This window comes from Rhodospira trueperi, from assembly GCF_900101965.1.
Classification (GTDB): Bacteria; Pseudomonadota; Alphaproteobacteria; order Rhodospirillales; family Rhodospirillaceae; genus Rhodospira; species Rhodospira trueperi.
Genome location: NZ_FNAP01000006.1, coordinates 243,023 through 267,409, shown reverse-complemented (window position 1 = coordinate 267,409; position 24,387 = coordinate 243,023). Strand labels below are relative to the sequence as shown.

Below are 24,387 nucleotides of genomic sequence, written 5' to 3'. Positions count from 1 at the left end.
GATGTCGAGGTCTGCGCCTTTCAGGTCGAGGCCGGCGCCGCCGCGACGTCCTACATCCCCACGTCCGGGTCCGCCGCGACGCGGGCGGCGGATGTGCTGAGCGACACCCCGCCCGCCGCCCGGGACATCAAACTGATCGGCACGGCGGCGGACGGCACCGAATATACCGCCGGCGCGCCCCTGGTGTTCGCCGGCCAGACCACCGAATGGACCTGCCCGGCCGGGCTGTGGTCCGACATCTGGGCGGAGGCGGTATGAGCGCGGCCCCCCTTCGCCGTCCCAACCGATAACCTCCCGCAGCCCTTCAAAACGCTCGCGGCATCCGATCGCGCGTCGCGTCACGCGCGGTCGCCGGCCGAGCCTGTTCCCGATGGAGACCGTTCATGTCCATCATCTATCCGACCCTGCATCTGCTTGCTCGGCCGACGGCCACGCCGTCATCGCTCTCGGTGACCCGGGCGAGCGCGGCCACCTGCGTTTCGGCCCTGGGCCGCGTGGAAACCGTGCCCGCCGACACCCTGCGGCACGATTTCGATCCCGACACCGGCGCCTATCGGGGCTGGCTGGTGGAGGAGGCCCGCACCAACGCGATCCTGCATTCCGAGACCTTTAGCGACGTGCTGTGGGTCACGGATGCCGCCAGCGTGGCGACCGGATCGGTGACGGCCCCGGACGGCGTCGGCGCGGCCGATCTGATCACAGAGAATTCGGCCAGCGCCATTCACGCGCTGTATCAGGAGGACCTGTCTTTCACCGCCGGACAGGCCTATGCGCTGTCCATCTTCGCGCGGAGCAACGGCCGCGAGCGCCTGCAGGTCATTCTGCCCTCGACCGCATTCGGCGCGGTGCAATCGGCTGTTTTCAATCTGGTCGCCGGCACCGTCGATGCCACCGAGGGCACCCCGTCCGTGACCATGGAAGCCCTCGCGGACGGCTGGTATCGTTGCGCCATCACCGCCACGGCCACCATCACCGTTGCCCTTGCACCGGTGCATTTCCGCCTGCGGGACACCACGGGCTTCTCGACCTACACCGGCGACGGCAGCAGCGGCGTTCATGTCTGGGGCGCCCAGCTTGAGGCCGGAACCGGCCCGACAAGCTACATCCCCACGGCCGCGACGACGGCGACCCGCGCCGCCGATCAGGTCACCCTGGCGCTGGCCGACGGGGCGTTCAATCCCTTCGAGGGCAGCTTTCTGGTGCGTGGGACCGTGCCCGCCGGACAGAGCGCCACCCTGGCGGACCTGCACGACGGCACCACGAGCAACAGCCTGTCGGTGACCCTGGACGCCTCCGGCGGCGGCAGCGCCGACGTCACCGTGATTTCGGGGGGCGCCACGGTCGCCTCGTTCAGCGCTAGCGGCGTGACCGGCGGCGCCCAGGTCCGGTGTGCGGTCGGGTTCGCCGCCGATGACTTCGCCCTGGTGCTGACCGGCGCGGCGGAAGTCGCCGATACCGACGGCGCGGTGCCGTCGGGGCTGACCACCCTCACCCTGGGCGGCGCGGCGGACGGCACCGTCGGCCCGCGCTGCTGGGTGCGGCAGATCGGACTGTTCCCGCGCCGCATGGCCGAGCCGGACCTGCAGACCATCACGGTGTGATCCTCGCGAATTCGCCCTGTGGAGATCAGCATGACCACGACCCCCACCGCCGCGGCCGATCTGTCGGCCGCGCGCGAGCGCCTGCGTGCCTCGCTGCCCGAAACCCTGCACCGGGCGCTGGATGCCTACGACGCCTTCGCCGCCCGTCCGGTCCCCGAGGACGCAAAGGAGTTCGGCGCCTGGCAAAGCGGCTGCAAGGCCGTGCTGGCGCACATCGACCTTCTTCTCAAGCTGGCCGGGCGGGTCGGGCTCGACCTGTCCGGACCAACTGATGACCACCCGGACGCCCTGAGCGACCTATTGGCCCGCGCCCGCGCCGCCGTGGGCGACGGCACCGAAGACGAGGATGACGCCCCGGATGACTGAGCCGCGCCTGTCGTTCTCCGAATTCCTGTGGATCTGGAACCATGTGCAGGAGCGCGACACCCCGGCCCACCACCTGCGCATGGCGCGCTGGCTGGAACGGCGCTGGGCGGAGCGCGACCGGGGCTGCCTGCTGATGGCCTTTCGCGGCTCCGGCAAGTCCACCGTGGTCGGGCTGTTCTGCGCCTGGCTGCTGGCCGGCTGGCCGGACACCCGCATTCTCGTTCTGGCGGCGGAGCACGCGCTGGCCACGCGCATGGTCCGCAACGTCAAGCGCATCCTGGAGCGCCATCCGGCCACCCCCGACCTGAAGCCACCGCGCGCCGACCAGTGGGCGGCGGACCAGTTCACCGTCGTCCGGCCGACCGAGAGCCGCGATCCCTCCATGGTCGCGCGCGGGGTCACCGGCAACATCACCGGCAGCCGCGCCGACGTCATCATCTGCGACGACGTCGAGGTGCCCAACACCGCCGACACGGTGATCAAGCGCGCCCACCTGCGCGCCCGCCTGTCCGAACTGGACTATGTGCTCACCCCGGGCGGCGTCCAGGTTTACGTCGGCACGCCGCACGCCCACCACTCGATCTACGCGGCAGAGGCGCGGCCGGAGGCCGGCGAGACGCGGCCGTTCCTGCACGGCTTTCCGCGCCTGGAAATCCCGCTTCTGGGCGCCGACGGCAAGAGCGCGTGGCCCGACAAGTTCACGGCAGCGACCATCGCCCAGATCCGGCGCCATCAGGGGCCGAACAAGTTCGCCAGTCAGATGCAGCTGCGGCCGGTGAACATCGCCGACAGCCGTCTCGATCCCGACCGCCTGCGCGTCTACGACGATGACCTCAGCTATTCAGAGGTGCGCGGCCGGCCGGTGCTGCGTCTGGGCGAGCGCCGGCTGGTCTCCGCCGCGTGCTGGTGGGACCCGGCGCTGGGCGACCCGGCAAAAGGCGGCGACGGCTCCGTCCTGGCGGTTCTGTTCACCGCGGAGGACGGCACCTACTGGCTGCACCGGGTGGCGTACCTGACGGCCTCGTCGGGGGAGGACGCGCCCGACGACGCCGCCAGCGCCCTGTGCCGGCAGGTGGCGGCGATCCTGGAGGAGATGCACCTGCCCGCCGTGACGGTGGAGACCAACGGAATCGGCCGCTTCCTGCCCGGGCTGTTGAGGAAGGTCCTGCGCGAACAGGGGGTCGCGGCGGCGGTGGTCGAGCATGTCTCCACCCGTGCCAAGGACCGCCGCATCGTCGATGCCTTCGACCCCGTGCTGGCCGAGCGCGCGCTGTGGGCGCACCGCTCGGTCTGGGACACGCCGTTCATTTCGGAAATGCGGGAGTGGCGGCCGCTGGGCGGCGGCCGTGACGACGGCCTGGACGCGGTCGCCGGCTGTCTCGCCAGCGAGCCGGTGCGGCTGGGGCGCGGGGTGGGGCCGCGCGGGGTCTCGCGCGCCGGCGACTGGCGCCCGGGCGCGGGTCCGTTCGACGCTGCCGAGACCGACTGGAGCCCGTGAGGGCCTGAGCCCCAACGCCAAGAGAATGACCGATGGGTGGATTCGAGACGACAGTGCCAAATTCGACGACACGACGTGCCCCGACGCCATACCCGCCGGGCATGCCGATGGCCCTGGCCGATACCTATCAGGCCGGCGGCGTGGATATCCGGGACCCGCAGGCCTTTGCCGGGGATCGCCGTGCCCTGGAGGCCACCGGCCGCTGGGCCGCACGGAACCCTTATGACGCCGCGACGGTCGCAACCGCGCCGATTCCGGGTGTCGGCGATGCCGTGGGGTTCGCGAACGACCTGCGGACGTTCGCGACCGACCCCGAAAGCCGGACGCCGGTAAACTATGGGCTGTCGGCGGCCGGCTTGTTGCCGGGTATACCCAGCGTCGCAGGCGTCCTGAAGGGACCCGTTCCACGTCCGAAGTGGGCACAGGACGCCATGACTGAACCACTCGTGTACAACTGGCCCACCAAACAAGAAATTGAGGATATTTTGGCCGATCCAGAAGGCGGGCAGGCCATTGCATTCTTTCGCCACGGAGATGATTTGTTCGCGTGGCGCCGATTAAAGGCCGACCACCACGGCCCAATGGTAAATCATCTGGAACGGAAAGGATGGATGACTTACGACGACAATGCACCAATGGAACGGCAGGTTTTTGATCTGCGCCCTCGTCGTGAAGGAGGTCAGCACACACGCGCCGATGTCGCGCGGTACATGCGTGACATCCGAAAAAACATCAGGGGACGATGATCGGTTCACCGGCCCCCGGCCAGTATTCGATGTCCTCGACGGGCTGGTTCGTGTCCGTAGACCAGTCGAAGGGCAAGACACGAACGCTGTATGTTCCTGGAGGCAAGGTCGCGGCGGCTTCCTCAATGGTTCGCGCATCGACAATGGCGGCCACGGCACGATCACGGACAAATCCAAAGCGCAAAATGCCGGTGCCGTTGTAAGGGGTGCCCCATCGGCGGGCGAGGGGATGAAGCGACATGGGTGCCTCCTGTTTCTGGGCTGTTTAGTGCACCGCGAACCGACGTCGTCACAGGTTGTCGCGAGCATCAATTCGCGCGCCGCCAGGGGTCGCGTGTTGCGCCAAGGCCATCGTGACCCCGTTTTTCAGAATCGGCCCGAACTCATCGCGGATCAGGACAAGCGGCGACCCAAGATCGCGGCTGATGCACTTGAGCAAGAACTTGATGGGGCCTGGCACGTTGGCTGTACCCGCTGCCCAGGCCTCGACGTCGGCGAGGTCGGCGCGGATCAAATACGCGAGTTCAGCGGCGGTGATACCGAGTTCTTCCAGCTTGTCCGCCACGTACGGCGCATCGTCGGGTAACATGGGGCCTCCTTGTCACGCACGATCAAGCATCGCATTCTGCGATCAGGCTGCGTCGCCGACAAGGGGGCGCGCGGGACGATGCCTCGTGTCCAACCCTGTCCCGCTCTTCTCTTCATCAGGTCTGCCGAGCATGACCCCGACAGCCGTCCACAAGAACCCGATCCCGGACCAGGAGAGGAGGTAGGGCGGATTAGACCCGCGAAGCGGGGCAATCCGCCGTGTGGCGGCGATGCGGCGGGTTGCGCCTTCGGCGCGAACTATTTCGACTCCATGGTGGCGGCGAACCGGGCGGACGGGTGGGCCAAGGTGCCGCACTCCGCACACGCGGCCACGGCGCTGATCGGCGCGATTCCCGTGCTGGGAACGGTCGCGCGCGGGGCGAAAAAAGTCGGTCAGGCGGCCGAGTCCCTGGTCGACGCCCTGACCCACGCCGACGACGTGGTCGCGCAACCCATACGGAATGCGGGCATCGGAGACCCCGGAAACTTGCTTGAAGCACGACCTCCTGTTACAAGTCATACCGGCCGTCGAATGAACTGACTTCATTCGACGGCCGGCCGGCGCGACTGCGCCGGCGCCGCGAAGCGGCGGAGCCGCGCGCCCCGAAGGGGCGCTGCGGCGAGAAAAACAAAAACTCAACAACACCGGCTGGGCGTCGTGGAGGCCGGACGTGTCAATCCTATCGTCGGGCGGTATCATATGCGGCGGATCGATGATGTCCCCGCCCGCCCGATTGAGGCGGACGATCCGAAGGGAGTGCCGGCGGATGACACAGGAACTCTCAGAGAAAGCATTGAAGGCACGCCTCTTACGGCGCCGTTTATCGCCGGAAGAAGAAGCGCAACCGGACTGGATCAAGCGCTGCAACCCGAAGACGTGGTCACAGTCGGAGAGGGACTCTTGGGCCGTGGAATTAAGGCTGATACGAGCCGCGCGCTCCCGCGGGGAGCTCTTGGTGCGTATATCACGCGCCCGGGAATAGATGGCCCGGAACGGTACATCCAGGTTCATGACAGACTTGAAGGGGTCCATCGGGACAACGTCATTGCCCACGAGGTCGGTCATGCGATTGATGACATTGCCGAGGGGCGCACGGGAATTCCCCTGACCGGATCCGTCCGCCAATTCAACGCCCTCTATCATGTGCAAAATGACTCCGGGGTCTGGACGTCCGTGGCGGACCCCGCGTATCGGCAGACCCGCCCAGAGCACCTGGGGTACCGGCGAGACGACGTCCGTGCCGAGAAGGTGGCCGAGGGCATCCGCCTGTACATGCAGAACCCCGCCTACATGAAGGAACATTTCCCCAACGCGGCGCGGCGCATCCGCGAATACGTCAACACCCATCCGAGACTGAACCGCACCATCCAGTTCAACGAGGCCGGTGTGCCCATCGGGGCGTCCTGGCTCGCCCTGACGGGGAGAGGCGGGAGCGAGGAGACCTCGGCGCCGGAACTCGAAGGCATGAAAGGGCAAACGCTGATATTCTAGCACCCCAGGGTGGCGCCTGGAGCAAACGGAGGCTAGTCATTAGGTTGGCGCGCGGAAAGAACCATCCGCAATCATGGAATAGCTCTATGATTCATCATGGCTTTGTGGGCGCTTTGCGGTGTCGGGTCCTGGACGACGCGCCGTCCCGCCACACTGCCAAGGACCGGCGGAACGTGGGTCACGGACACGGTCCGCCAGCGTGGAAACACGAGAACCCATGCCTGGAATGTCGTCCATGACGACGCGCTTCACCAAAAAAGTGCGCTGCGCCTTGTGCCGCCATCGGAGTCCGCAAAGATGGGTGGCCAGCACCCAGGTTTCGGGACCACCGGACCTCGACCTGCGTCCGGCCAAAAACGCACGCTCAATGCTGCGGTTCTCGGTTCAGGTATGCCCGTCCTGCGGGTATTCCGCCCTTGATATCGCCCGAGCAGACGACCGCGCGCGGGCGGCGGTGCGCACCGAAGCGTTCCAAGCGCTCAGGACAGGCCCTCTTGGGGACACGCTGGCGGGGCGGCTCCTCCGCGCGGCCCTGATCGTCCGCCATCAAGGCGATCTTGGCCTTGCCGGAGAATTGACCCTTGGCGCGGCCTGGGCCGCCGACGACGATGGCGACTCTGATCAGGCCCGGACCTGTCGAAACGAGGCCGTGGAATTGATGTCGGCGGCCCTGGAAACACTGGACCCCGGGGCCGAGGAGGCGGAACACACGGCGACCCGTCTGACGGACGTTCTGCGCCGCGCCGGTCGCTTCGATGAGGCCGTCGGGCTGGCTGATCGCCTTTTGGCGTGCGACCCGGATCCAACGCTCAAGGCGGTCCTGGCGTTCGAGCGGCACAGGGCTGTCGCCAGCGACGTGGCGGCGGACAGACCCGGCCACGCGGCCGCGCCTGCGCACCACGCCCGAAACCCGTGGATATCGCGGCGACGATGTGCGCGCCGAAAAGATGGCCGAAGCGATCCGGCTGTACATGCAGAACCCAGCCTACATGAAGAAACACTTCCCGAACGCCGCCAGCAGCCGGTCCACCTGCGCGGCCAGCACGGTTTCATACCCGCGCGCGAACGCCAGCAGAGCCGCCGCGGGCGACAAGTCGCGCCCGCGCTCAGGCCCCGAACGGCTTGGTGAACTTCTCCGGGCGGATCACCGCCACATCACCGACGTAGATGGTCAGGTGATGCCCCTGGCCAATCAGACGTTTCAGGTCACCCAGCACCGGGTCCATCCGATCAGCCGGCAGCACCACCTTGACCAGAATGTTGGCGTCGAAATCCATGCCGGTCTGTTCGCCGCGCGAGCCCGCGCCCCGTGCCGGCACGATGGTGTAGCCGCTGGTCCCGCGCTCGTGGAAAACGCGGACAAGGCGTTCCTCAAGCATGCTGGTGGTGATGATGGTGATCAGCTTTTCCGGGTAGAGGTTCGCCATGTCGTCTCTCCGTCCGAGCTTCCGCGCCGCGTCGCTCATGGGTCAGGCTGCCGCCAGCAGGCCGGCCATCCAGTGGTACAATGGGATGCCCACGACCACGTTGAAGGGAAAGGTGATGCCCAGAGACAGGGTAAGATACAGGGAAGGGTTGGCCTCCGGAACCGCCAGCCGCATGGCCGGCGGCACGGCGATGTAGGAGGCGCTGGCGGCCAGCACGGCGACCAGGGTGGTGCCGCCGACGCCGAAGCCCAGTGCGGAATGGCCGATCAGAGCCCCGATGGTGCCGCCGATCAGCGGCATCAGGATGCCGTAACCGGCCAGCAGGGCGCCGACCCGCTTGAAGTCGCCCAGGCGGCGCGCGGCCTCCATGCCCATCTCGAACAGGAACAGGCACAGGACGCCCATGAAGATGTCGTCGATGAAGGGCTTGAGCTTCTCCATCGCGCCCGGCAGCGAGACCGCGCCGATGATCATCGATCCCACCAGGATCACGACGCTGCCGTTGGTGAACGCCTCGTGCAGCAGGGCGCCCAGGCGCATCCGCCCGTCGCCGCCGCCGGTGCCCGCATCACCCGAACCGTCGCCCTGGGCGTTGCGCTTGATCTTCTGACGGGCCTGCGCCGCCAGCAGCAGGCCGATCACGATCGCCGGGGATTCCATCACCGCCAGCATGATGAGCGGATAGGTCTCGTAAGCCACCCCCTGGGTGTCCAGAAAGGCAAGCGCGGTCAGGAAGGTGCCGGCGCTGACCGAGCCGTAGTGCGCGGCGATGGCGGCGGCGTCCAGCGGGCCGACCCGACGGGTGACGATCAGCAGCCAGTATCCCAGGATCGGCATGCCGAAGCCCAGGATCAGCGCCCAGACGATGGCATTGACGGCCGCGCCCATGTCGGCCTTGGCCAGTTCCACGCCGCCGTGCAGGCCGATGGCCATCAGCAGATAGATCGACAGTGCCTTCGCCAGATCCGGCGGGAACTTCAGGTCCGACTTGATCAGCCGGGCCACAACCCCGAGACCGAAAAAGAGCACGGCGGGGATCATCAGATTGCTGAGCATGGTCACCTCCGGACACGGTCCCTTGAGTGAGGCTGCGTCCCTTGATCTCTGTCCGGCCAGACGGGGGGCAGGGGCAGCGCCAGCGCGGCCCGACCGTCCGAATCCGCACCGTCTGCCGCGCCTGCCGGACCGGCGCCAGCGTCGGGGCCGGTGGGCATTGGCCGATGGCTCGCCTCGCGCCGGCCTTATACGGGATTCCGGCGGGTTTAGCCTCCCTCGTGTTGACGATTTGTCGGGGTTGGGCGCGATGAACCGTCCGGTCTCCTCCGACAGGGCGACCGCCCGGTCCAGGATGGCCCGGGCCGGGCCGACGTCGCCGACCCGGCCGGATCGCCCGTTTTTCGAGGCCTCCCATTCATCGCGACCCCGTCCAATCTCGTTTGGGGGTTGACGGCCAGAGGCGGATCGTGAGTGTATGTCAAGCAGACGTTACGGGATCGGACTTCTGCCTGAGCCTCTCCGGACCTAAAGTGCGCCTTCAACACTTCCGTCACCCCATGAAGATCAGAGGCCTGGGTGCGCGAGATACAAAGCGAATCCCTTTACGATAGCCTGTTCGAAAAATCGAACTCTGTTATGCTCGTGATCGAGGCGGCATCTGGCACGATACTTGACGTCAATGCATCTGCTTTGTCTTTTTATATGTATGAAAAACAGAATATTGTTGGACGCTGCATTGATCTAATATCTCCTTTTTTTGAACCGAGCGCTCATTACATCGCACGCATGCGAGCCCTTGAGAATAAACAGACGCTTTTTGTGGCCCGCCACAAAAAATCTAACGGCGACTTTCGTGATGTCGAAATATATACGACACCTCTGATACGGGATGATATCCAGGCGATCGTTTCGCACATTTATGACATCACGGAACGGCGGGAGGCGGAACGGCAGCGCGACAAGGCCCTGAAGGTCGCGCAAGCCGCGCTGAAGACCGAGAGCAACTTCCTGGCCTCCATGAGCCATGAACTGCGCACGCCGCTGAACGGCATCATGGTGTCCGCCGAAATGGTGCAGACCGAGATCTTCGGCGCGGTCGGACATGAACGGTACAAGCAATGCGGAGAAGATATTCTGAAGAGCGCCGAGAAAATGCGGACGCTTGTGGATAACATGTTCCTGTTGTTCGATCTTGATCGCGGGACGCAGGATCTTTATGTGTCAGATATCTGGGTTCCTGACGAAATAAAGTACTGTTTGACTAGATTTCGCGACACGGCGCACCTGAAGGACGTTTCCCTGTCTGTTTCATGCGGCAACGCCAACTCCGGTGGTCTGGTTGTTGGGGACGCTGACCTGTTCCGCACGGCCCTGTTGAATCTTGTCTCAAATGCGCTGAAGTTCACCCGGCCTGGGGGAACCGTCCACCTCTACTGTCGCCGGTCCCGTGACGCGTCGGTGGTGGTTGGGGTGTCGGACACGGGCGTCGGCATGAGTGAGGAGCAGGTCCGCTTCCTTCTGAACAGCTTTCGGCAAGGCGTGAACAATCAGGAACGCACCCTGGCGGGCTCCGGCATCGGCCTCTCCATCGTCAACGCGATCATGGAGATCCACGGGGGGCGCCTGGACGTCAGAAGCCGCCCCAACGAGGGGTCGACCTTCGAGATGGTCTTTCCGCCCGCGCGGGGAGCGGACCACATCTGAGGGCCGACGACGAAACCGCGGCGCCCGGCCCGCCCTACCCCTTCCGGTTCCAGGCCACGGAATACAGATCGAAGCGGCGATCTCGCAGGTTCTGCACCGTGCCGCCCTGGCGGGCGGCGGCGAGGTCTTCCATGCGCAGATCGGCGAAGGCCACCATCTCCACGTTCGGGGAGGTGTCGGCGGCGATGCCGTCGCGGGCGAACGGCATGTCGCACGGCGTCAGGATACAGCTCTGGGCGTACTGGATGTCCATGTTCTCGACGTTGGGCAGGTTGCCCACGTTGCCCGACAGCACGACGTAGCACTGGTTCTCCACCGCCCGCGCCTGACAGCAATACCGCACCCGCAGATAGCTCTGGCGCTCGTCGGTGCAGAACGGCACGAACAGAATCTGCGCCCCCTGGTCCACCAGGTGCCGGGGCAGTTCGGGGAATTCGCTGTCGTAGCAGATCAGCACGCCGATCGGGCCGCAGTCGGTCATGATGGTGTCGACGCGGTCGCCGCCCTCGATGTTCCACCAGAAGCGCTCGTTCGGCGTCGGATGGATCTTGACCTGCTGGTGCACCGATCCGTCGCGCAGGCAGACATAGCAGATGTTCAGGATCTCGCCGGATTCGCTCATGGTTGGGTGCGAGCCGCCGATGATGTTGATGTTGTAGCTGACGGCCAGCCGGCTGAGCAGTTCCTTCAAGGGCTCGGTGTAGCGGGTCAGGGTGGCGATGGCCTCCGACGCCGGGATGCGCTGGTTCTCGATGGACAGAAGCTGGAGCGTGAACAGCTCCGGGAAGACCACGAAATCGGCGCGGTAATCGGCCACCACATCGACGAAGTACTCGACGTTGTGGCCGAACTCCTCGAACGAGCGCACGCGGCGCTGCTGGTACTGCACGATGGAAACCCGCACCGTGCGCTGGGAGTAGCGCGAACGCGCCGGACGGCCGCCGGCCTGATCGCCGCTGTACTTCGGATTGCGCCAGACGAGATGCGCGGCGTAGCCGAGCGATTCCTTGTCCGACGGCAGGTACGCCGGCAGCACGCCAATGGGCTCGAAGCCGTTGCGCATCTGGAAGGACAGCACCGGGTCGCGCAGGCTGCGGTCCCGCACTGCCTGCACATAGGCCTCGGCCGAGCCGACCTTTTTGATGCGCCGGTGCAGTCCCGGCAACCGCCCGCCGAACACGATTCCCTTCAGCCCCAGGCGCTGGCACAGCCCCTTGCGGGCGCCGTACAGGCGCTGGCCGATGCGGTAGCCCCGGTATTCCGGATCGACGAACACCTCCATGCCGTACAGCCAGTCGCCGTCCGGGTCATGGCGCGAGGCCAGCCCACCACCCGTGATCTCCATCCAGGTGTGAAGGGCGAAGGCCGGCGCCTCGGCGATGCGGAAGGTGGCGCAGTAACCGACGATGCGGCCCTCGAACACAGCGACGAACTGCCCGTCGCGGAAATTCTGCATCTGGCCGCGCAGGTGGGCGCTGCTGTAGGGCGCGACGTCCGGATAGACCTGGGCGCACAGGGCGCGGATGGCCTCGATATCGGCGATTTCCGCCCGCCTGACGACGAGACGCGGCGTCTGGTCCTCGGTCGCATGCGAATCGGGTACCTGGGCGTCGGTCATGATGGTCCTCGCCTTATCGGATGGCTCAAAGAAATGAACCCCCGCGCGGGGGGTTCATTCCATCGGATATGCGGTGGGAGCCTGATCAGGCGCCGCGTCGATTGACCAGACGCCAGGCCATCGGCAGCACGGCCGCCGCCAGGGCAACCTTCAGCGCCGCGCCAAGCAGGAACGGCAGCACGCCGGCGGTCCAGGCGGCCTCGGGGCCGATCAGGGTGGACAGGTACAGGAATCCGCCGCCCAGGATGATGGCCGAGCCCAGGGTCATGGCCCCCAGGGTCCCGACCACCGAGCGGTCCCAACCGCGCTCGGCCAGCCAGCCCAGCGCGACGGCGGAGACCACGAATCCGGCCAGATAGCCGCCGGTGGGGCCCATCATGTAGGCGAGGCCCATGCCGCGCTCGGGGGAGTTGGCGAACACCGGTAGGCCAAAGGCGCCCTCGGCGAGGTAGAGCAGTACGGTGGCCGCGCCCAGGCGCCAGCCATAGGCGGCGCCGATCACCAGCACGACGAAGGTCTGCATGGTCATGGGGACCGGCCACATGGGCACCTGCACCTTGGCGGACACGGTCAGCAGTGCGCTGCCGGCGAGCACCAGCAGAAGGGCGCGCAGGGCCGGCGACACGGGGCTGGCGTTGGCGCGGGTCGGCCACAGGGCCTGTGCCAGGGTGTCGTGAGTCAGGGTCGCTGTGGTCATGGGGTGTCCTTCTTTCTCCCGAACGCCCGGTTCGCCCGGGCCGGCTTGCATTCGCGGAAAATCCTAGACGTGAAGCAGCCCAACCGCAAGCATGTGGGCGATCAACCAGACGTTCTCAATTTGGACCTGTCACTGTCCAGCCGGCTTTCGCTGGGTGTCTGACAGGAGCCCCACGCGCGGATCGGCCTCCCTCCCCTGGAATGGCGAGGGCTGGGGTGGGGGGTGATGCGAAAGGAGAAAGCGGCGCGTCTATCAACTCGCCCCCTCCCAACCTCCCCCCGACGAGGGGAGGAGACCAAGCCTGCACCTCAAGAATCCCCTCATTTCCGAAAAACGGTGGAAAATCAATGGGTTGCGCGGAACCGGCCTGCTCGCTAACCCGTTGATTTAATTGCATACTCCGGAAATGAGGGGATTCCTGTGGGCCGGCACGGGTCGCAACAGGTGTTCTCCCGCCATCCTGAGAATTGCTGCCCCCTCAAGGACCGTCGTGGCGCCGCGTGAAAAAGCCGAACATGCTGCAAGAGGTCCCGATCCGGGATCGGCAGGCACCCTGTGATGGTCCGTCGCGGTCACGCGAGAGGACCCCCTCGACGCGTCGGCGGGACCAAAGGGCTCGATTCCTCCCCCGCACCGTGCGTCCGCGCCGCCTTTCCGGTCCGCAGCATCAGGGAGCTTGTCACCACACTGACGCTGGACAGCGCCATGGCCGCGCCGGCGACGGCCGGGGACAGATATCCCAGCGCGGCGGCCGGCACGGCGGCGAGGTTGTAGAGGAAGGCCCAGCCCAGGTTCAGCCGGATGCGGTCGTAGGTGGCGCGCGAGAGATCGAGCGCCGTCACCAGAAGCCGTGGATCGCCGCGCATCAGGGTCAGGCCGGCGGCCTCCATGGCCACGTCGGTGCCCGACCCCATGGCCACGCCCACGTCGGCGGCCGCCAGCGCCGGCGCGTCGTTGATGCCGTCGCCGACCATGGCCACGATGCGGCCCTCGGCCCGCAGGGCCTTGACCACCTCGGCCTTGTCGGCGGGCAGAACCTCGGCGCGCACATCGTCGATGCCGACCTGAGCGGCCACGGTCTCGGCCACGGCACGCGAGTCGCCGGTCAGCAGCGCCGGCGTCAGGCCCCGGGCCTTGAGGGCCGCGACCGCCTCGGCCGCGCCCGCCTTCACGGGATCGGCCAGGGCCATCAGGCCGAGCACGGGGCCGCTCCGGGCCGCCACCCAGACGACGGTGCGCCCGCCGCGTTCCAGGTCGCGCGCCAGCGTTTCGACGCTGTCGTCGATCGGTCCCTGCTCCGCGATCAGCCGGCGCGACCCGATCAGCAGCGGCCGCCCCTTCACGGTCGCCGACAGCCCGCGCCCCGGCAGGGCGGAGAACTCTTCCACGGCGCTGAGCGGCAGTTGCTTGGCGTCGGCGGCCTCCAGGATGGCGCGGGCAAGCACATGCTCGCTGCCCTGTTGCGCGCTGGCCGCCAGGGACACCAGACCATCGGCGTCCAGATCGGGGGTGGTCACGGCGACCGCGTCCAGGACCGGCCGCCCCTCGGTCAGGGTCCCGGTCTTGTCGAACACGACGGTGTTCACCCGGTGCGCGCCTTCCAGCGCCGCCGCGTCCTTGATGAGCACGCCGCGCCTCGCCGCCAGTCCGGTGCCGACCATGATCGCCGTCGGCGTCGCCAGCCCCAGCGCGCAGGGGCACGCCACCACCAGCACCGACACGGCGGCGACGAAGGCCGCCTCGCCGCTGCCGCCCAGCGCCAGCCAGAGCCCGAAGGTCACGGCCGCGATCGCCACGATGGCGGGAACGAACACCGCCGCCACCTGATCCACCAGCCGCTGCACCGGCGCCTTGCTGGCCTGGGCATCCTCCACCAGCCGGATGATGCGACTCAGCAGGCCCTCGCCGCCGGCCCTGCGCGCGCGCACGCGCAGCAGCCCATCGCCGTTGACGGCGCCGCCGATCACCGCGTCGCCGGGACTCCGCGCCACCGGCAGGCTCTCGCCGGTAATCAGGCTTTCGTCGAGCTGGCTCTCGCCGGACAGGATCTCGCCGTCCACCGGCACCCGTTCGCCGGGCCGCACCAGCACGACGGTGCCCACCGCCACCTGCCTTAGCGGCACCTCGGCGGTCGAGCCGTCCTCCCGTTCCACCCGAGCCACGTCGGGCCGCAGGCGCATCAGGGCATGGATCGCCGCCGCCGCCGAGCCCTTGGCCCGCGCCTCCAACCCTTTCCCGAGCAGCACCAGGGTGATGACGACCGCAGCGCCCTCGAAATAGAGCCCCTGATCGGCCGCGCCGGTCACCACGCGCCACAGGCTGAACAGATAGGCGGCGGACGTGCCCAGGGCCACCAGCACGTCCATGTTGCCGGTGCCGGCCCGCAGGCTTTTCCAGGCGCCGACGTAGAAGCGCGCCCCGGCCACCACCTGCACCGGCGTGGCCAGCGCCAGCGCCAACCAGGGGGACAGGTGGAACGGCAGGCCGACCCACATGGCGATCATCTCGACCAGCAGCGGCAGCGTGAAGATGACCCCGATGGCCAAATCGCGCCGATCCCGGCCGTCGCCGCCCCAGGTGGTGTCCAGGGCCGCCGCCCCGTCCTCCGTATGCTCCGCCGCCTCGTAGCCGGCCTTGCGCACGGCGGTGATGAGTTCCTCGAGCGAAGCGCCGCCCTCGGTCACGTCCACGCGGGCGCGTTCCGTGGCGAGGTTGACGCGGACCTCCCGCACCCCATCGCGCTTGCCCAGCACCTTCTCAACTCGTGCCGAACAGGCGGCACAGGTCATGCCGGTGATGTCGAGATCAATCGTATGGGTGGGGCTCTCGGTATCCATGCGGCTCCCTTCGGGACGGGCGGCGGGCTTGTTTCTGGTTTTCACGTGGTCCGGGCCGGCCCATCCGTCAACACACCAAAGACCACGCCCCCATGCGTCGCAGGGCAATCGGATGAAGGCACCTTTGGCGAAACGCGAGACTTTGTAGGGCGGGTTCGCGCCGAAGGCGCAACCCGCCGCATCGCCGCCAAACGGCGGATTGCCCCGCTTCGCGGGTCTAATCCGCCCTACCTTCATAAAAGATAGTGGGGCGTGCTTTCACCCGATTGCCCTGCCATGCGTCGGCCGGACTTGACCGTCCTCGTTCCCGCTGCGATTCTGCGGCCCTCGCCGGACCAGGGGGGCCGTTCCCGTCATGCTGCTTCTGATCGATAACTACGACAGCTTCACCTACAACCTTTGGCATTATCTCGGCGAGTTGGGGCCGGATGTCGAGGTGCGCCGCAATGATGCCGTCACCGTGGACGAGGCCTTGGCGCTGGAGCCGAAGGCCATCGTCATCTCGCCCGGCCCGTGCGATCCCGACCGCGCCGGCATCTGCCTGGCATTGATCACCGCCGCCGCCGGGCGCGTGCCGGTGATGGGTGTGTGCCTGGGGCACCAGTCCATCGGGCAGGCCATGGGTGGCACGGTGGTCCGGGCGCCGGAGCCGGTTCACGGCAAGACCGACCGGATCCACCACACCGGCACCGGCCTGTTCGCCGGCCTCGAGTCCCCGTTCGAGGCCACCCGCTACCACTCGCTGGTGGTGGAGCGCGACAGCCTGCCCCACGGCCTGGAAGTCACCGCCTGGACAGAGGACGGCCTCGTCATGGGCCTGTCCCATACCTCGTTGCCGCTGCACGGCGTGCAGTTCCATCCGGAAAGCATCGCGTCGGCCAACGGCCATGCCCTGTTGCGCAATTTCCTCGATCTGGCCGGACTGACCGGCCTGACGCCCCTTGAAGACATCGAACGCCGGAGGGCCGCCGCATGACCGCCCCGTCTCCCCTGCGCGCGCTGATCGGCCGCGTCGCCGACGGCCTGCCCCTGGACGAAACCCAGGCCGAGACCGTGTTCGACCTGCTGATGGCCGGCGAGGCCACGCCGGCGCAGATGGGCGCCCTGCTGATGGGGCTGCGGGTGCGCGGCGAAACGGTCGAGGAGATCACCGGCGCGGCGCGCGCCATGCGCGCCAAGGCCACCCGCATCAGCGCGCCCGAGGGCGCCATGGACATCGTGGGCACCGGCGGCGATGCCGCCGGCACCTACAACGTCTCCACCGGCGCCGCGCTGGTGGTGGCGGCTTGCGGCGTGCCGGTGGCCAAGCACGGCAACCGCGCCGCCTCGTCCAAGTCCGGGTCCGCCGACGTGCTGGCCGCGCTGGGGGTCAACCTTGATGCCCCCATGCCGGTCATCGAACGCGCCATTCAGGACGCCGGGATCGGTTTCATGTTCGCCCAGCGCCACCACGGCGCCATGAAGCACGTCGCCCCCGTGCGCGTCGAGATGGGCACGCGGACGATCTTCAACCTGCTGGGACCCTTGTCCAATCCGGCCGGTGTGAAACGGGAGATGATGGGCGTGTTCTCGCTTCACTGGGTGGAACCCCTGGCCCATGTTCTGGGGCGTCTGGGGGCGGACCGGGCCTGGGTGGTCCACGGTGCCGACGGCCTCGACGAGGTGACGACGACCGACGTCACCCATGTCGCCGCCTGGGACGGCGCGCGGGTGGAGACCTTCACCGTCTCGCCCGAGGACGCGGGGTTGCCGCGCGCCAAGCCAGACGACCTCAAGGGCGGCACGCCGGAGGAAAACGCCGATGTCATCCGCGCCATGCTGGACGGCGCCAAGGGGCCGTACCGCGATATCGTGGTGATGAACGCCGCCGCCTCGCTGATCGTCGCCGGCCGGGTCGACACCCTGAAGGACGGCGCCCAACGCGCCGCCGAGGCCATCGACAGCGGCGCCGCCCGCGCCACCCTGGCCAAGATGGCCGCCATCACCCACGAACCGCCGGTCGAGGACGCGGAGGCGTGAGCGACGTTCTGGAGCGCATCTGCGCGCAAACTCGCGCGGACATGGCGATCCGGCGGGCCGCCGTCTCCCAGGCCGACCTGGACGCCGAGGCCCGCGCCGCCTCGCCGGTGCGGCCCTTCGGCGCGGCCCTGACGGCAAAGGTCAAGGCCGGTGGCTTCGGCCTGATCTGCGAGATCAAGAAGGCCTCGCCGTCCGCCGGGCTGATCCGCCCCGACTTCGACCCGCCGGCGCTGGCCCGCGCCTACGCGGACGGGGGCGCGGCCTGCCTGTCGGTGCTGACCGACGCGCCGTTCTTCCAGGGCGATCCCGCCTATCTGCGGGCGGCGCGGGCGGCCTGCGCGCTGCCGGTGCTGCGCAAGGACTTCATGGTCGATCCCTGGATGGTGACGGAGGCGCGGGCCATGGGCGCCGACGCCATCCTCATCATCATGGCCGCCGTGGACGACACGCTGGCCGGCGAGTTGGCGGCGGCCGCCACCGACTGGGGCATGGACGCGCTGGTGGAGGTCCACGACGCCGCCGAACTAGACCGCGCGCTGGCCCTGCCGTGTCCGCTGATCGGGATCAACAACCGCAACCTCAAGACCCTGATGACCGACCTGGCAACCACGGAGGCGCTGGCTCCCAACGTGCCGCCCGACCGGCATCTGGTGTGCGAGAGCGGTCTGCGCACCCGCGCCGACCTGGAGCGCATGGCCGAGTCGGGCGCTAGGCGGTTCCTGATCGGCGAATCCTTCATGCGCCAGCCCGATGTGAGCGCCGCCGTGGCCGCGCTGCTGGTGCCCACACCGGCTTGACCGCCTCGTCGGGCCGGGGTGATTGCGCCCCGTCAATGACTTTCATTCGCGGTTCCTGTTATCCAACCGTTCACGTTGGATGTTCCGCGCCGAACCGCGGCGTCGGCGCACCGTGAAACCAAGGGATCACCCATGACACTGAATCGAACCGCCATCGCCCTGGCGGCGGCGCTGACCCTCGCGCCGGTCGCCGCCCGGGCCGCCGACGGCGCCCAGGTCGAGTTGCGCTGTGACCAGGACGGCCAGCCCGTCGATCTGCGCACCTGCCTGACGGAGTCGCGGCTGGAGATCAGCCGCGAGGGCGTCAAGACCGAGTACCGCGCCGAGGATTTGTCGTCGCTGGGCGATCCGTCCCAGGGAACGATGACCCTGACCATGCCGCGCAACTTCTCGGTTCGGGCGATGAACGGCAGCGACTCCGCCCGCCTGAGTCTGACGGTGTCCACGCCGTCCGGCCGCGCGGTGCATGAGGCCGAGGCGGGGCGCTTTCAGTACGTGCAGTTCTACCACTGCGGCCCCGACGTCGAGTTCTCCTGCCGGGAATACAACTACATGACGGGCGAGTGAAGACCGGCGGGGGCACAGGGCAATCGGGTGACTGCACTGTTGGCGAAACGCGAACCGTCGTAGGGCGGGTTCGCGCCGAAGGCGCAGCCCGCCGCGTCGCCGCCACGCGGCGGATTGCCCCGCTGCGCGGGGCGAATCCGCCCTCCATGGGTTTGTATGGACCGGCGGTCACGCAACCCGCCGCGTCGCCGCCACGCGGCGGATTGCCCCGCTACGCGGGGCGAATCCGCCCTACCAAAAAAAACGGTCGAGCGTTCCGCCCCAAGGCACATGATCCCCACGTCTTTATGGCCACGTCTTTGCGACCACACACCCTTTCACCCGATTGCCCTAGCCAGGGGCATCAGCTGTTCTCATTTTGGCCGCGCGGCATGATATACTGAGGCGGCGCGGATCACCCCGGCGCCCTTCGCCGGGCGGTACGGCCGGGTTCGTGCGGCATTTCTGGGGAGTGTCGGTCATGCCCCTCGCTTGGACTCTTCGGTCCCGCCCGACTCGCCCGCCCGTGCCGGCGCGGCGGCTGGCGATCCTCGTCGTTCTAGCCTGTCTGGCCGGCTGTGCGTCGTCCACTCCGTCGACTCGCTACGGGCCGGCCACCGGGAACAATGGCTTCGGTTACAGCGGTCAGGAGATCACGTCAGACCGTGTGCGGGTCCAATTTGCCGGCAATGCGCGCACGCCCCGGGAGACGGTGGAGACCGCCCTGTTGCGCCGCGCCGCCGAGGTGACGGTGCATCGGGGCCACGACCACTTCATCATCGTCGAGAAGGACACCGAGCGGTTCACGTCCGTTCAGGCGGTGCCCCGGGCGTCGTTTGCATGGGGCTGGCGCCGCTACCACCGTCACGGATACTTCGGATGGCATTCCCCGTGGTACGACCCCTGGCACGACCCCTGGGGCTATCCGTACGGCTCCTATGCGGCCCGCACCGACCGGCGCTACACGGCATCGGCCCTGATCGCGCTGCGCGACGGCCCGGCGCCGTCAGACAATCCAAAGGCCTTCAATGCCCGGGAGGTGCTGAAGACCCTTGACGCCGGTGCGGCCGCCACCGGGCCGTGAGCGGATCGGCCGGTGGTCGAGGTCCCCGGTCCTGTCATACGGAAACCGGATGAACCGTTCGCAATCCCGCAAACTGGCCCGTAGGTTGGGGTGAGCGGCGCGAACCCCAACGTTGACCGTATCCGTTGGGGTTCGGGGCGTTGCCCCTCACCCCAACCTACGGATCGGCGACTGACGCAAGCGAACCAATCAAGCCGTTTTCGTATCATCATGACCGCCCTCAGCGCTTGGGCCGACCCTCCGCTACGGCGGGGGTCAGGTCCAGGACCCGGGCCAGCTTGTCCAGGCGCCGCCGCATGAACGCCGGATCGAACAGGGGCGTGTCGGCCGGCACACTCAGGGTCAGGGTGCCGTTGGGCGCGCGGTCCAGGCGGGTACGGCTCACCACGCCGGGCGCCCCGCCGCTCAGGGTGTGCGCCAGACGCAGCGCGGCGCCGATGATGCGAGTGCGGCGGGCCCGGGCGGGGTCGTCCAACAGCGCCTCCGCCTGACCGACGAAGTCCGCCTTCGGATCGCCGCCGTAGCGGTGATAGATCGACAGCGCCAGCCCGGCCCGGTCGCGGTGATCCAGCCCCATGAACGGCAGCCGCAGCACCCGGTGGAACGCCTGTTCGGCGCGGTAGTCGGGGTGCTCGCTCCAGAAAATGTCGCCGATGATACACACGGCGAGGCGCAGGCGCGTCAGTTCCGGTGGCTCGGCCGGGAACAGGGGCGCCATCCACGCCGCGACCTCGTCGCCATGGACCCGGAAGCGTCCGGCCTGACGGGCCATGACGGTCATCGAGGCCAGCAACGGATCCTGACTGCGCAGGCTTTCGGGAAGGCCGGACATGAACTGGCCTTCCCGCACCCCGTAAACGGAGAACACGACCCGCCGGGGCCGCACGGCGCGCACCAGCCGGTCCAGCGTGGTCGCGGCCAGCGGCAGGGCGGCCATGCGCTTCTTGCTCAGTCCGGACACCTCGGAAAACTGTTTTGGCGACGCGTCGCCGATGGCGTCCAGCAGCGTGGCCGCGTCGGCGGCGCTGACCGTGAAGTTGTCCAGCACCCGCAGTGGATAGTTCATCTGGTCCATGCACACCCGCGCCAGCGCGCGCCAGGCGCCCCCGACGGCGTACAGCGACTGTCCGGCGCCGCGCTCCAGCCAGCCAAGACCGGCCAGGGCCTCGTCCAGGATGCGTTCGGCCGCGTCGCGCTGCCCGCCCCCGGAGTCCTCCGCCAGCCGGAGCAGGCCGAGCGGGAAGCTGGCCACGTCGGTGAACGCGCGGTTGTCGATCCGGCACAGGTCCAGGCTGCCGCCGCCCAGGTCGGCAACCACGCCCTCGGCGTCCGGCACCGCGCACTGCACACCCAGGGCGGCGCGGCGGGCCTCGTCGGGGCCATCGAGCACCGTGACGGTGATGCCGTTGGCGCACTCCAACTCCTTGACGAAGGCGCCGCCGTCCGCGGCATCGCGCGCGGCGGCGGTGGCCAGCACATGCAGGTCCGTCACCCCCATCGCCTCGCTCAGCGCCACGAAGCGCCCGACCGCCGCCAGCGCGAGGTCGCGGCCCTCGGGGTTGAGGCGGCCGGTGGCGCCCAGACCCTGCCCCAGCGCGCACACGGCCTTTTCGTTGAACAGCGGCACGGGAACGCGCGCGCCGCCCCGGTAGACCACCAGACGCACCGAATTGGAGCCGATGTCGATGATGCCCACGGGGGCGTTGTCCTGACCCCGACCGGTGCGCGGGACCTCGCCCACGCCCAACGGCCGCCTGTCGGACGACAAAAGGTCTTCCGTGGTGTCCATGGCCCGCCCCTCCGTCGGCGACTGGTGGTCAGGTCGGCGTGCGCCGTTTCAGGATCAGTTGCGGAAGGTTCTTGCTGGCCCGGTCGAGCGCCTTGCCACGTCCCGACAGGCTGGGGTTGGTCATGAAGTACTCGTGCGTATTGAACGCGTCCTCGGCGGAATCGACACGCTGGAAGGTGCCGTCCGCCATGAGGTACCAGCTTTGCTGTTCGTCGTTCAGGTTGGCGACCATGATCTGTTCCATGATCTGGGTGCGCACGGTTTCGTTCTCGATGGGCACGAGGGTTTCGCACCGCATCTCAAGGTTGCGTGGCATCCAGTCGGCTGAGGATATGTAGATCAAGGCCTTGTCGGAGGGCAGGTCGTGGCCGTTGCCGAAGCAGGCGATGCGCGAGTGCTCCAGGAAGCGGCCGACGATGCTCTTGACGCGGATGTTGTCGGATAGGCCGGGCACGCCCGGACGCAGGCAGCAGATCCCCCGGATCACCAGATCAACCTGCACGCCGGCCTGGGAGGCCCGGTACAGCGCGTCAACGACATCCTTGTCCACCAGGCTGTTCATCTTCGCCCAGATGCAGGCGGGGCGGCCGGCGCGGGCATGGGCTTCCTCCGCCTCGATTAGCTCCAGCAACCGCCCCTTGAGGGTCAGCGGTGCCAAGTGGAGCTTTTCCAACCCCTTCGGCTTCGCGTAGCCAGTCATGTAGTTGAAGGCGGTGGCGGCGTCGCGGCACAGTTCCGGGTCGGCGGTGAAGAACGACAGGTCGGTGTAGATCTTGGCCGTGATGGGGTGGTAGTTGCCGGTACCGAAGTGAACGTAGGATCGCAGTTGGCCCGATTCCCGGCGCACCACCAGGGAGATCTTGGCGTGCGTCTTTAGGTCCATGAAGCCGTAGACAACACTGGCGCCGGACCGTTCCAGGTCGCGCGCCCAGCGGATATTGGCCTCCTCGTCGAAGCGGGCCTTCAGTTCCACCATGGCGGTGACGCTCTTGCCGGACTCGGCGGCCTCGATCAGGGCGGCGACGATGGGCGAGTTGTTGGAGGTGCGGTAGAGCGTCTGCTTGATCGACACCACCTGGGGGTCGGCCGCCGCCTGCCGCAGGAACTGCACCACCACATCGAAGGACTCATAGGGGTGGTGGACGACGATGTCCTTTTCCCGGATGGCGGCCAGACAGTCGCCGCCGAAGTCGCGGATGCGTTCCGGGAAGCGGGCGGTGAAGGGGACGAACAGCAGGTCGGGCCGGTCGTCGGCGATCAATTGCTTGAGGTCGGCCATGCCGATGGGACCGTTCAGGCGGAACAGGTCCTCCTCCGCCACGTGGAGTTCCTCGCAGATCAGGCGGACCAGGGGCTCCGGCATGTCGGCATTCAGGGTCAGGCGGATGCAGTGGCCGCGCCGCCGCCGCTTCAGCGCCGATTCGAAGCTGCGGACCAAGTCCTCGGCCTCTTCGTCGATCTCCATTTCGGAATCGCGGATGACGCGGAAATGGCCGCTCTGATCGACGCGGAACCCCGGGAACAGGCGCCCCAGGAACAGCTCGACAAGGTCCTCAAGCAGAACGTAGCGATGGCCGCCGCCCGGCAGGCGGACCAGGCGGTCCACCTGTCCGGGCAGGGGCACCAGGGCGCGCAGGCTTTCGTCGCTGCCCTCCCGCTTGAGCTGAAGCACCAGGGCATGGCCCAGGTTGGGAATGAACGGGAACGGGTGCGCCGGATCGATGGCCAGCGGCGTCAGGATGGGAAAGATCTGGTCGTCGAAGTGCCGTTCCAGCCAGTCGCGGTCCTCGGCGGTCAGTTCGCCGACGCCGATCACCGCCACGCCGGCCTCGCGCAGTTCGGCGTGCAACTCAACCCAGATCTCCTGCTGCTCGTCCAGAAGTTCGCGCGCGGTGCGGTTGATCTCCTGAAGCTGCTGGGCCGGGGTACGCCCGTCCTGGCTGGTCTTGTTGACGCCCGCGGTTACCTGCCCTTTCAGGCCGGCGACGCGGACCATGTAGAACTCGTCGAGGTTGGAGCCGGAAATCGACAGAAAGCGCACCCGCTCCATCAGGGGATGGCGCTGGTTGCGGGCCTCGTCCAGAACACGGAAGTTGAAGCCGAGCCACGACAGCTCTCGGTTGATGAAGCGCTCCGGCGAATCCATCCCGATGCCGCGCTCGACCGTCGCCGCCACGATTTCCCCGATACTGGCGGGCGCCTGTGTGTCTTTCGCGGTCGCGTCCACGGCGCTTGCCATGACGGCCTCCCCTGTTCTGCCTTGGTTGGCGCCACATCGAGGGACGTGGCGCGGTGGGCCGCCGGTGCGGTGACCGCCCTGATCCTCCGATGAGCCGATTGAGGCCGACCGGGCCGTCCAGGTCAAATGAAACCGGCGGTCATCGACCGATCACCAAAGATATGCGGCCACCGCCAGCAGGATCGCACCGCCCAGGCAGACCGCACCGACGATCAGGCCGCGCCGCCGCCATGTCGGCGACAGGGGAAACGCCTGCACGCCGACCAGAAACGCCAGCGCCAACAGCACGAGGGTTTCCATGGCCTGCGAGTCGCCGACGGTCACGATCATCGAAGCCCGCTCC

At 67.8% G+C, this 24,387-nt stretch carries 24 protein-coding genes; 13 read left to right on the top strand and 11 right to left on the bottom strand.

Translation table 11 applies throughout. The annotated features are described in order from the left end of the window. From BLS85_RS19105 to BLS85_RS10135, 5 genes are all read left to right on the top strand, one after another. Positions 1-258, top strand: a 258-nt coding sequence (locus BLS85_RS19105; RefSeq protein WP_218128363.1) for a phage head spike fiber domain-containing protein, incomplete at its 5' end; no start/stop codon positions are given. Positions 259-383: 125 nt separating this feature from the next. Beyond that, positions 384-1,601, top strand: a complete 1,218-nt coding sequence (locus BLS85_RS10150; protein WP_092785854.1) for a phage head spike fiber domain-containing protein — start codon at positions 384-386, stop codon at positions 1,599-1,601. A gap of 30 nt (positions 1,602-1,631) precedes the next feature. Continuing rightward, positions 1,632-1,967: a hypothetical protein gene (locus tag BLS85_RS10145; RefSeq protein WP_092785852.1), complete on the top strand. Its 336-nt coding sequence runs from the start codon at positions 1,632-1,634 to the stop codon at positions 1,965-1,967. After that, the gene (terL, locus tag BLS85_RS10140; protein WP_176793585.1) at positions 1,960-3,465 is read left to right on the top strand and encodes a phage terminase large subunit; all 1,506 of its coding nucleotides are present in this window, start codon (positions 1,960-1,962) and stop codon (positions 3,463-3,465) included. The genes BLS85_RS10145 and terL overlap by 8 nt, the downstream gene beginning before the upstream one ends. Positions 3,466-3,572: 107 nt before the next feature. Beyond that, positions 3,573-4,211, top strand: a complete 639-nt coding sequence (locus BLS85_RS10135) for a hypothetical protein (RefSeq protein WP_143027155.1) — start codon at positions 3,573-3,575, stop codon at positions 4,209-4,211. Here the strand turns inward: BLS85_RS10135 and BLS85_RS10130 are convergent. Both BLS85_RS10130 and BLS85_RS10125 read right to left on the bottom strand, forming a co-directional pair. Then, a complete protein-coding gene (locus BLS85_RS10130; protein WP_092785848.1) occupies positions 4,198-4,452 on the bottom strand; it encodes a hypothetical protein in 255 nt (84 codons plus the stop codon). The genes BLS85_RS10135 and BLS85_RS10130 overlap by 14 nt on opposite strands. Positions 4,453-4,500: 48 nt before the next feature. Further along, positions 4,501-4,800, bottom strand: a complete 300-nt coding sequence (locus BLS85_RS10125) for a hypothetical protein (protein ID WP_092785846.1) — start codon at positions 4,798-4,800, stop codon at positions 4,501-4,503. Between the two features lie 9 nt (positions 4,801-4,809). On the opposite strand from BLS85_RS10125, the gene BLS85_RS18705 reads away from it, so the two are divergent. Together BLS85_RS18705 and BLS85_RS18700 are read left to right on the top strand one after the other, a co-directional pair. Then, on the top strand, positions 4,810-5,340 hold the full coding sequence (locus BLS85_RS18705) for a hypothetical protein (RefSeq protein ID WP_143027154.1): 531 nt from the start codon (positions 4,810-4,812) through the stop codon (positions 5,338-5,340). 159 nt (positions 5,341-5,499) lie between these two features. Further along, a complete protein-coding gene (locus BLS85_RS18700) occupies positions 5,500-6,291 on the top strand; it encodes a hypothetical protein (RefSeq protein WP_143027153.1) in 792 nt (263 codons plus the stop codon). Positions 6,292-6,655: 364 nt separating this feature from the next. Here BLS85_RS18700 and BLS85_RS10110 read toward each other — a convergent pair whose 3' ends face one another. The 3 genes from BLS85_RS10110 to BLS85_RS10100 form a co-directional block, all read right to left on the bottom strand. Beyond that, positions 6,656-7,264 (bottom strand): hypothetical protein, encoded by a 609-nt coding sequence (locus BLS85_RS10110; protein WP_092785841.1) that lies wholly within the window; start codon positions 7,262-7,264, stop codon positions 6,656-6,658. Positions 7,265-7,397: 133 nt separating this feature from the next. Continuing rightward, positions 7,398-7,718, bottom strand: coding sequence for a P-II family nitrogen regulator (locus tag BLS85_RS10105; RefSeq protein WP_092785839.1), 321 nt, complete (start codon positions 7,716-7,718; stop codon positions 7,398-7,400). Positions 7,719-7,760: 42 nt separating this feature from the next. Then, positions 7,761-8,774 carry a sodium-dependent bicarbonate transport family permease gene (locus tag BLS85_RS10100; RefSeq protein ID WP_176793583.1) on the bottom strand — a complete coding sequence of 338 codons (1,014 nt, stop codon included), beginning with the start codon at positions 8,772-8,774 and terminating at the stop codon, positions 7,761-7,763. A gap of 516 nt (positions 8,775-9,290) precedes the next feature. On the opposite strand from BLS85_RS10100, the gene BLS85_RS10095 reads away from it, so the two are divergent. After that, positions 9,291-10,418, top strand: coding sequence for a sensor histidine kinase (locus BLS85_RS10095; protein WP_092785835.1), 1,128 nt, complete (start codon positions 9,291-9,293; stop codon positions 10,416-10,418). Positions 10,419-10,452: 34 nt separating this feature from the next. On the opposite strand, the gene BLS85_RS10090 is transcribed toward BLS85_RS10095, so the two are convergent. The 3 genes from BLS85_RS10090 to BLS85_RS10080 form a co-directional block, all read right to left on the bottom strand. Then, a complete protein-coding gene (locus tag BLS85_RS10090) occupies positions 10,453-12,036 on the bottom strand; it encodes a carbon-nitrogen hydrolase family protein (RefSeq protein ID WP_092785833.1) in 1,584 nt (527 codons plus the stop codon). An 85-nt stretch (positions 12,037-12,121) separates the two neighbouring features. Next, positions 12,122-12,733 (bottom strand): biotin transporter BioY, encoded by a 612-nt coding sequence (locus BLS85_RS10085; RefSeq protein WP_092785831.1) that lies wholly within the window; start codon positions 12,731-12,733, stop codon positions 12,122-12,124. Between the two features lie 572 nt (positions 12,734-13,305). Further along, a complete protein-coding gene (locus BLS85_RS10080; RefSeq protein WP_092785829.1) occupies positions 13,306-15,570 on the bottom strand; it encodes a heavy metal translocating P-type ATPase in 2,265 nt (754 codons plus the stop codon). A 355-nt stretch (positions 15,571-15,925) separates the two neighbouring features. Between BLS85_RS10080 and BLS85_RS10075 the strand changes: the two genes are divergently transcribed. The 5 genes from BLS85_RS10075 (at position 15,926) to BLS85_RS10055 (ending at position 20,016) form a co-directional block, all read left to right on the top strand. Continuing rightward, entirely contained in the window at positions 15,926-16,546 is a 621-nt protein-coding gene (locus tag BLS85_RS10075) for an anthranilate synthase component II (RefSeq protein WP_092785827.1), read from the top strand. Further along, positions 16,543-17,589: an anthranilate phosphoribosyltransferase gene (gene trpD, locus BLS85_RS10070; RefSeq protein ID WP_092785825.1), complete on the top strand. Its 1,047-nt coding sequence runs from the start codon at positions 16,543-16,545 to the stop codon at positions 17,587-17,589. Before BLS85_RS10075 ends, trpD begins: the two co-directional genes overlap by 4 nt. Beyond that, positions 17,586-18,386, top strand: coding sequence for an indole-3-glycerol phosphate synthase TrpC (gene trpC / locus BLS85_RS10065; RefSeq protein ID WP_092785823.1), 801 nt, complete (start codon positions 17,586-17,588; stop codon positions 18,384-18,386). The genes trpD and trpC overlap by 4 nt, the downstream gene beginning before the upstream one ends. Positions 18,387-18,518: 132 nt before the next feature. Beyond that, on the top strand, positions 18,519-18,953 hold the full coding sequence (locus tag BLS85_RS10060) for a hypothetical protein (RefSeq protein ID WP_092785821.1): 435 nt from the start codon (positions 18,519-18,521) through the stop codon (positions 18,951-18,953). Positions 18,954-19,413: 460 nt separating this feature from the next. Further along, a complete protein-coding gene (locus tag BLS85_RS10055; RefSeq protein ID WP_143027152.1) occupies positions 19,414-20,016 on the top strand; it encodes a CC0125/CC1285 family lipoprotein in 603 nt (200 codons plus the stop codon). Between the two features lie 220 nt (positions 20,017-20,236). On the opposite strand, the gene BLS85_RS10050 is transcribed toward BLS85_RS10055, so the two are convergent. From BLS85_RS10050 to BLS85_RS10040, 3 genes are all read right to left on the bottom strand, one after another. Then, positions 20,237-21,805, bottom strand: a complete 1,569-nt coding sequence (locus BLS85_RS10050) for a Ppx/GppA phosphatase family protein (protein ID WP_092785817.1) — start codon at positions 21,803-21,805, stop codon at positions 20,237-20,239. 28 nt (positions 21,806-21,833) lie between these two features. Beyond that, positions 21,834-23,951 (bottom strand): RNA degradosome polyphosphate kinase, encoded by a 2,118-nt coding sequence (locus BLS85_RS10045; RefSeq protein ID WP_245699177.1) that lies wholly within the window; start codon positions 23,949-23,951, stop codon positions 21,834-21,836. A gap of 243 nt (positions 23,952-24,194) precedes the next feature. Then, the gene (locus BLS85_RS10040; protein WP_092785813.1) at positions 24,195-24,374 is read right to left on the bottom strand and encodes a hypothetical protein; all 180 of its coding nucleotides are present in this window, start codon (positions 24,372-24,374) and stop codon (positions 24,195-24,197) included. Positions 24,375-24,387 lie beyond the last annotated feature (13 nt).

Coding starts and splice junctions, on each gene's coding strand:
- BLS85_RS10150 (WP_092785854.1), top strand. CDS start 384: ATGTCCATCATCTATCCGACCCTGCATCTGCTTGCTCGGCCGACGGCC.
- BLS85_RS10145 (WP_092785852.1), top strand. CDS start 1,632: ATGACCACGACCCCCACCGCCGCGGCCGATCTGTCGGCCGCGCGCGAG.
- terL (WP_176793585.1), top strand. CDS start 1,960: ATGACTGAGCCGCGCCTGTCGTTCTCCGAATTCCTGTGGATCTGGAAC.
- BLS85_RS10135 (WP_143027155.1), top strand. CDS start 3,573: ATGGCCCTGGCCGATACCTATCAGGCCGGCGGCGTGGATATCCGGGAC.
- BLS85_RS10130 (WP_092785848.1), bottom strand. CDS start 4,452: ATGTCGCTTCATCCCCTCGCCCGCCGATGGGGCACCCCTTACAACGGC.
- BLS85_RS10125 (WP_092785846.1), bottom strand. CDS start 4,800: ATGTTACCCGACGATGCGCCGTACGTGGCGGACAAGCTGGAAGAACTC.
- BLS85_RS18700 (WP_143027153.1), top strand. CDS start 5,500: ATGCGGCGGATCGATGATGTCCCCGCCCGCCCGATTGAGGCGGACGAT.
- BLS85_RS10110 (WP_092785841.1), bottom strand. CDS start 7,264: ATGTACAGCCGGATCGCTTCGGCCATCTTTTCGGCGCGCACATCGTCG.
- BLS85_RS10105 (WP_092785839.1), bottom strand. CDS start 7,718: ATGGCGAACCTCTACCCGGAAAAGCTGATCACCATCATCACCACCAGC.
- BLS85_RS10100 (WP_176793583.1), bottom strand. CDS start 8,774: ATGCTCAGCAATCTGATGATCCCCGCCGTGCTCTTTTTCGGTCTCGGG.
- BLS85_RS10090 (WP_092785833.1), bottom strand. CDS start 12,036: ATGACCGACGCCCAGGTACCCGATTCGCATGCGACCGAGGACCAGACG.
- BLS85_RS10085 (WP_092785831.1), bottom strand. CDS start 12,733: ATGACCACAGCGACCCTGACTCACGACACCCTGGCACAGGCCCTGTGG.
- BLS85_RS10080 (WP_092785829.1), bottom strand. CDS start 15,570: ATGGATACCGAGAGCCCCACCCATACGATTGATCTCGACATCACCGGC.
- BLS85_RS10075 (WP_092785827.1), top strand. CDS start 15,926: ATGCTGCTTCTGATCGATAACTACGACAGCTTCACCTACAACCTTTGG.
- trpD (WP_092785825.1), top strand. CDS start 16,543: ATGACCGCCCCGTCTCCCCTGCGCGCGCTGATCGGCCGCGTCGCCGAC.
- BLS85_RS10060 (WP_092785821.1), top strand. CDS start 18,519: ATGACACTGAATCGAACCGCCATCGCCCTGGCGGCGGCGCTGACCCTC.
- BLS85_RS10055 (WP_143027152.1), top strand. CDS start 19,414: ATGCCCCTCGCTTGGACTCTTCGGTCCCGCCCGACTCGCCCGCCCGTG.
- BLS85_RS10050 (WP_092785817.1), bottom strand. CDS start 21,805: ATGGACACCACGGAAGACCTTTTGTCGTCCGACAGGCGGCCGTTGGGC.
- BLS85_RS10045 (WP_245699177.1), bottom strand. CDS start 23,951: ATGGATTCGCCGGAGCGCTTCATCAACCGAGAGCTGTCGTGGCTCGGC.
- BLS85_RS10040 (WP_092785813.1), bottom strand. CDS start 24,374: ATGATCGTGACCGTCGGCGACTCGCAGGCCATGGAAACCCTCGTGCTG.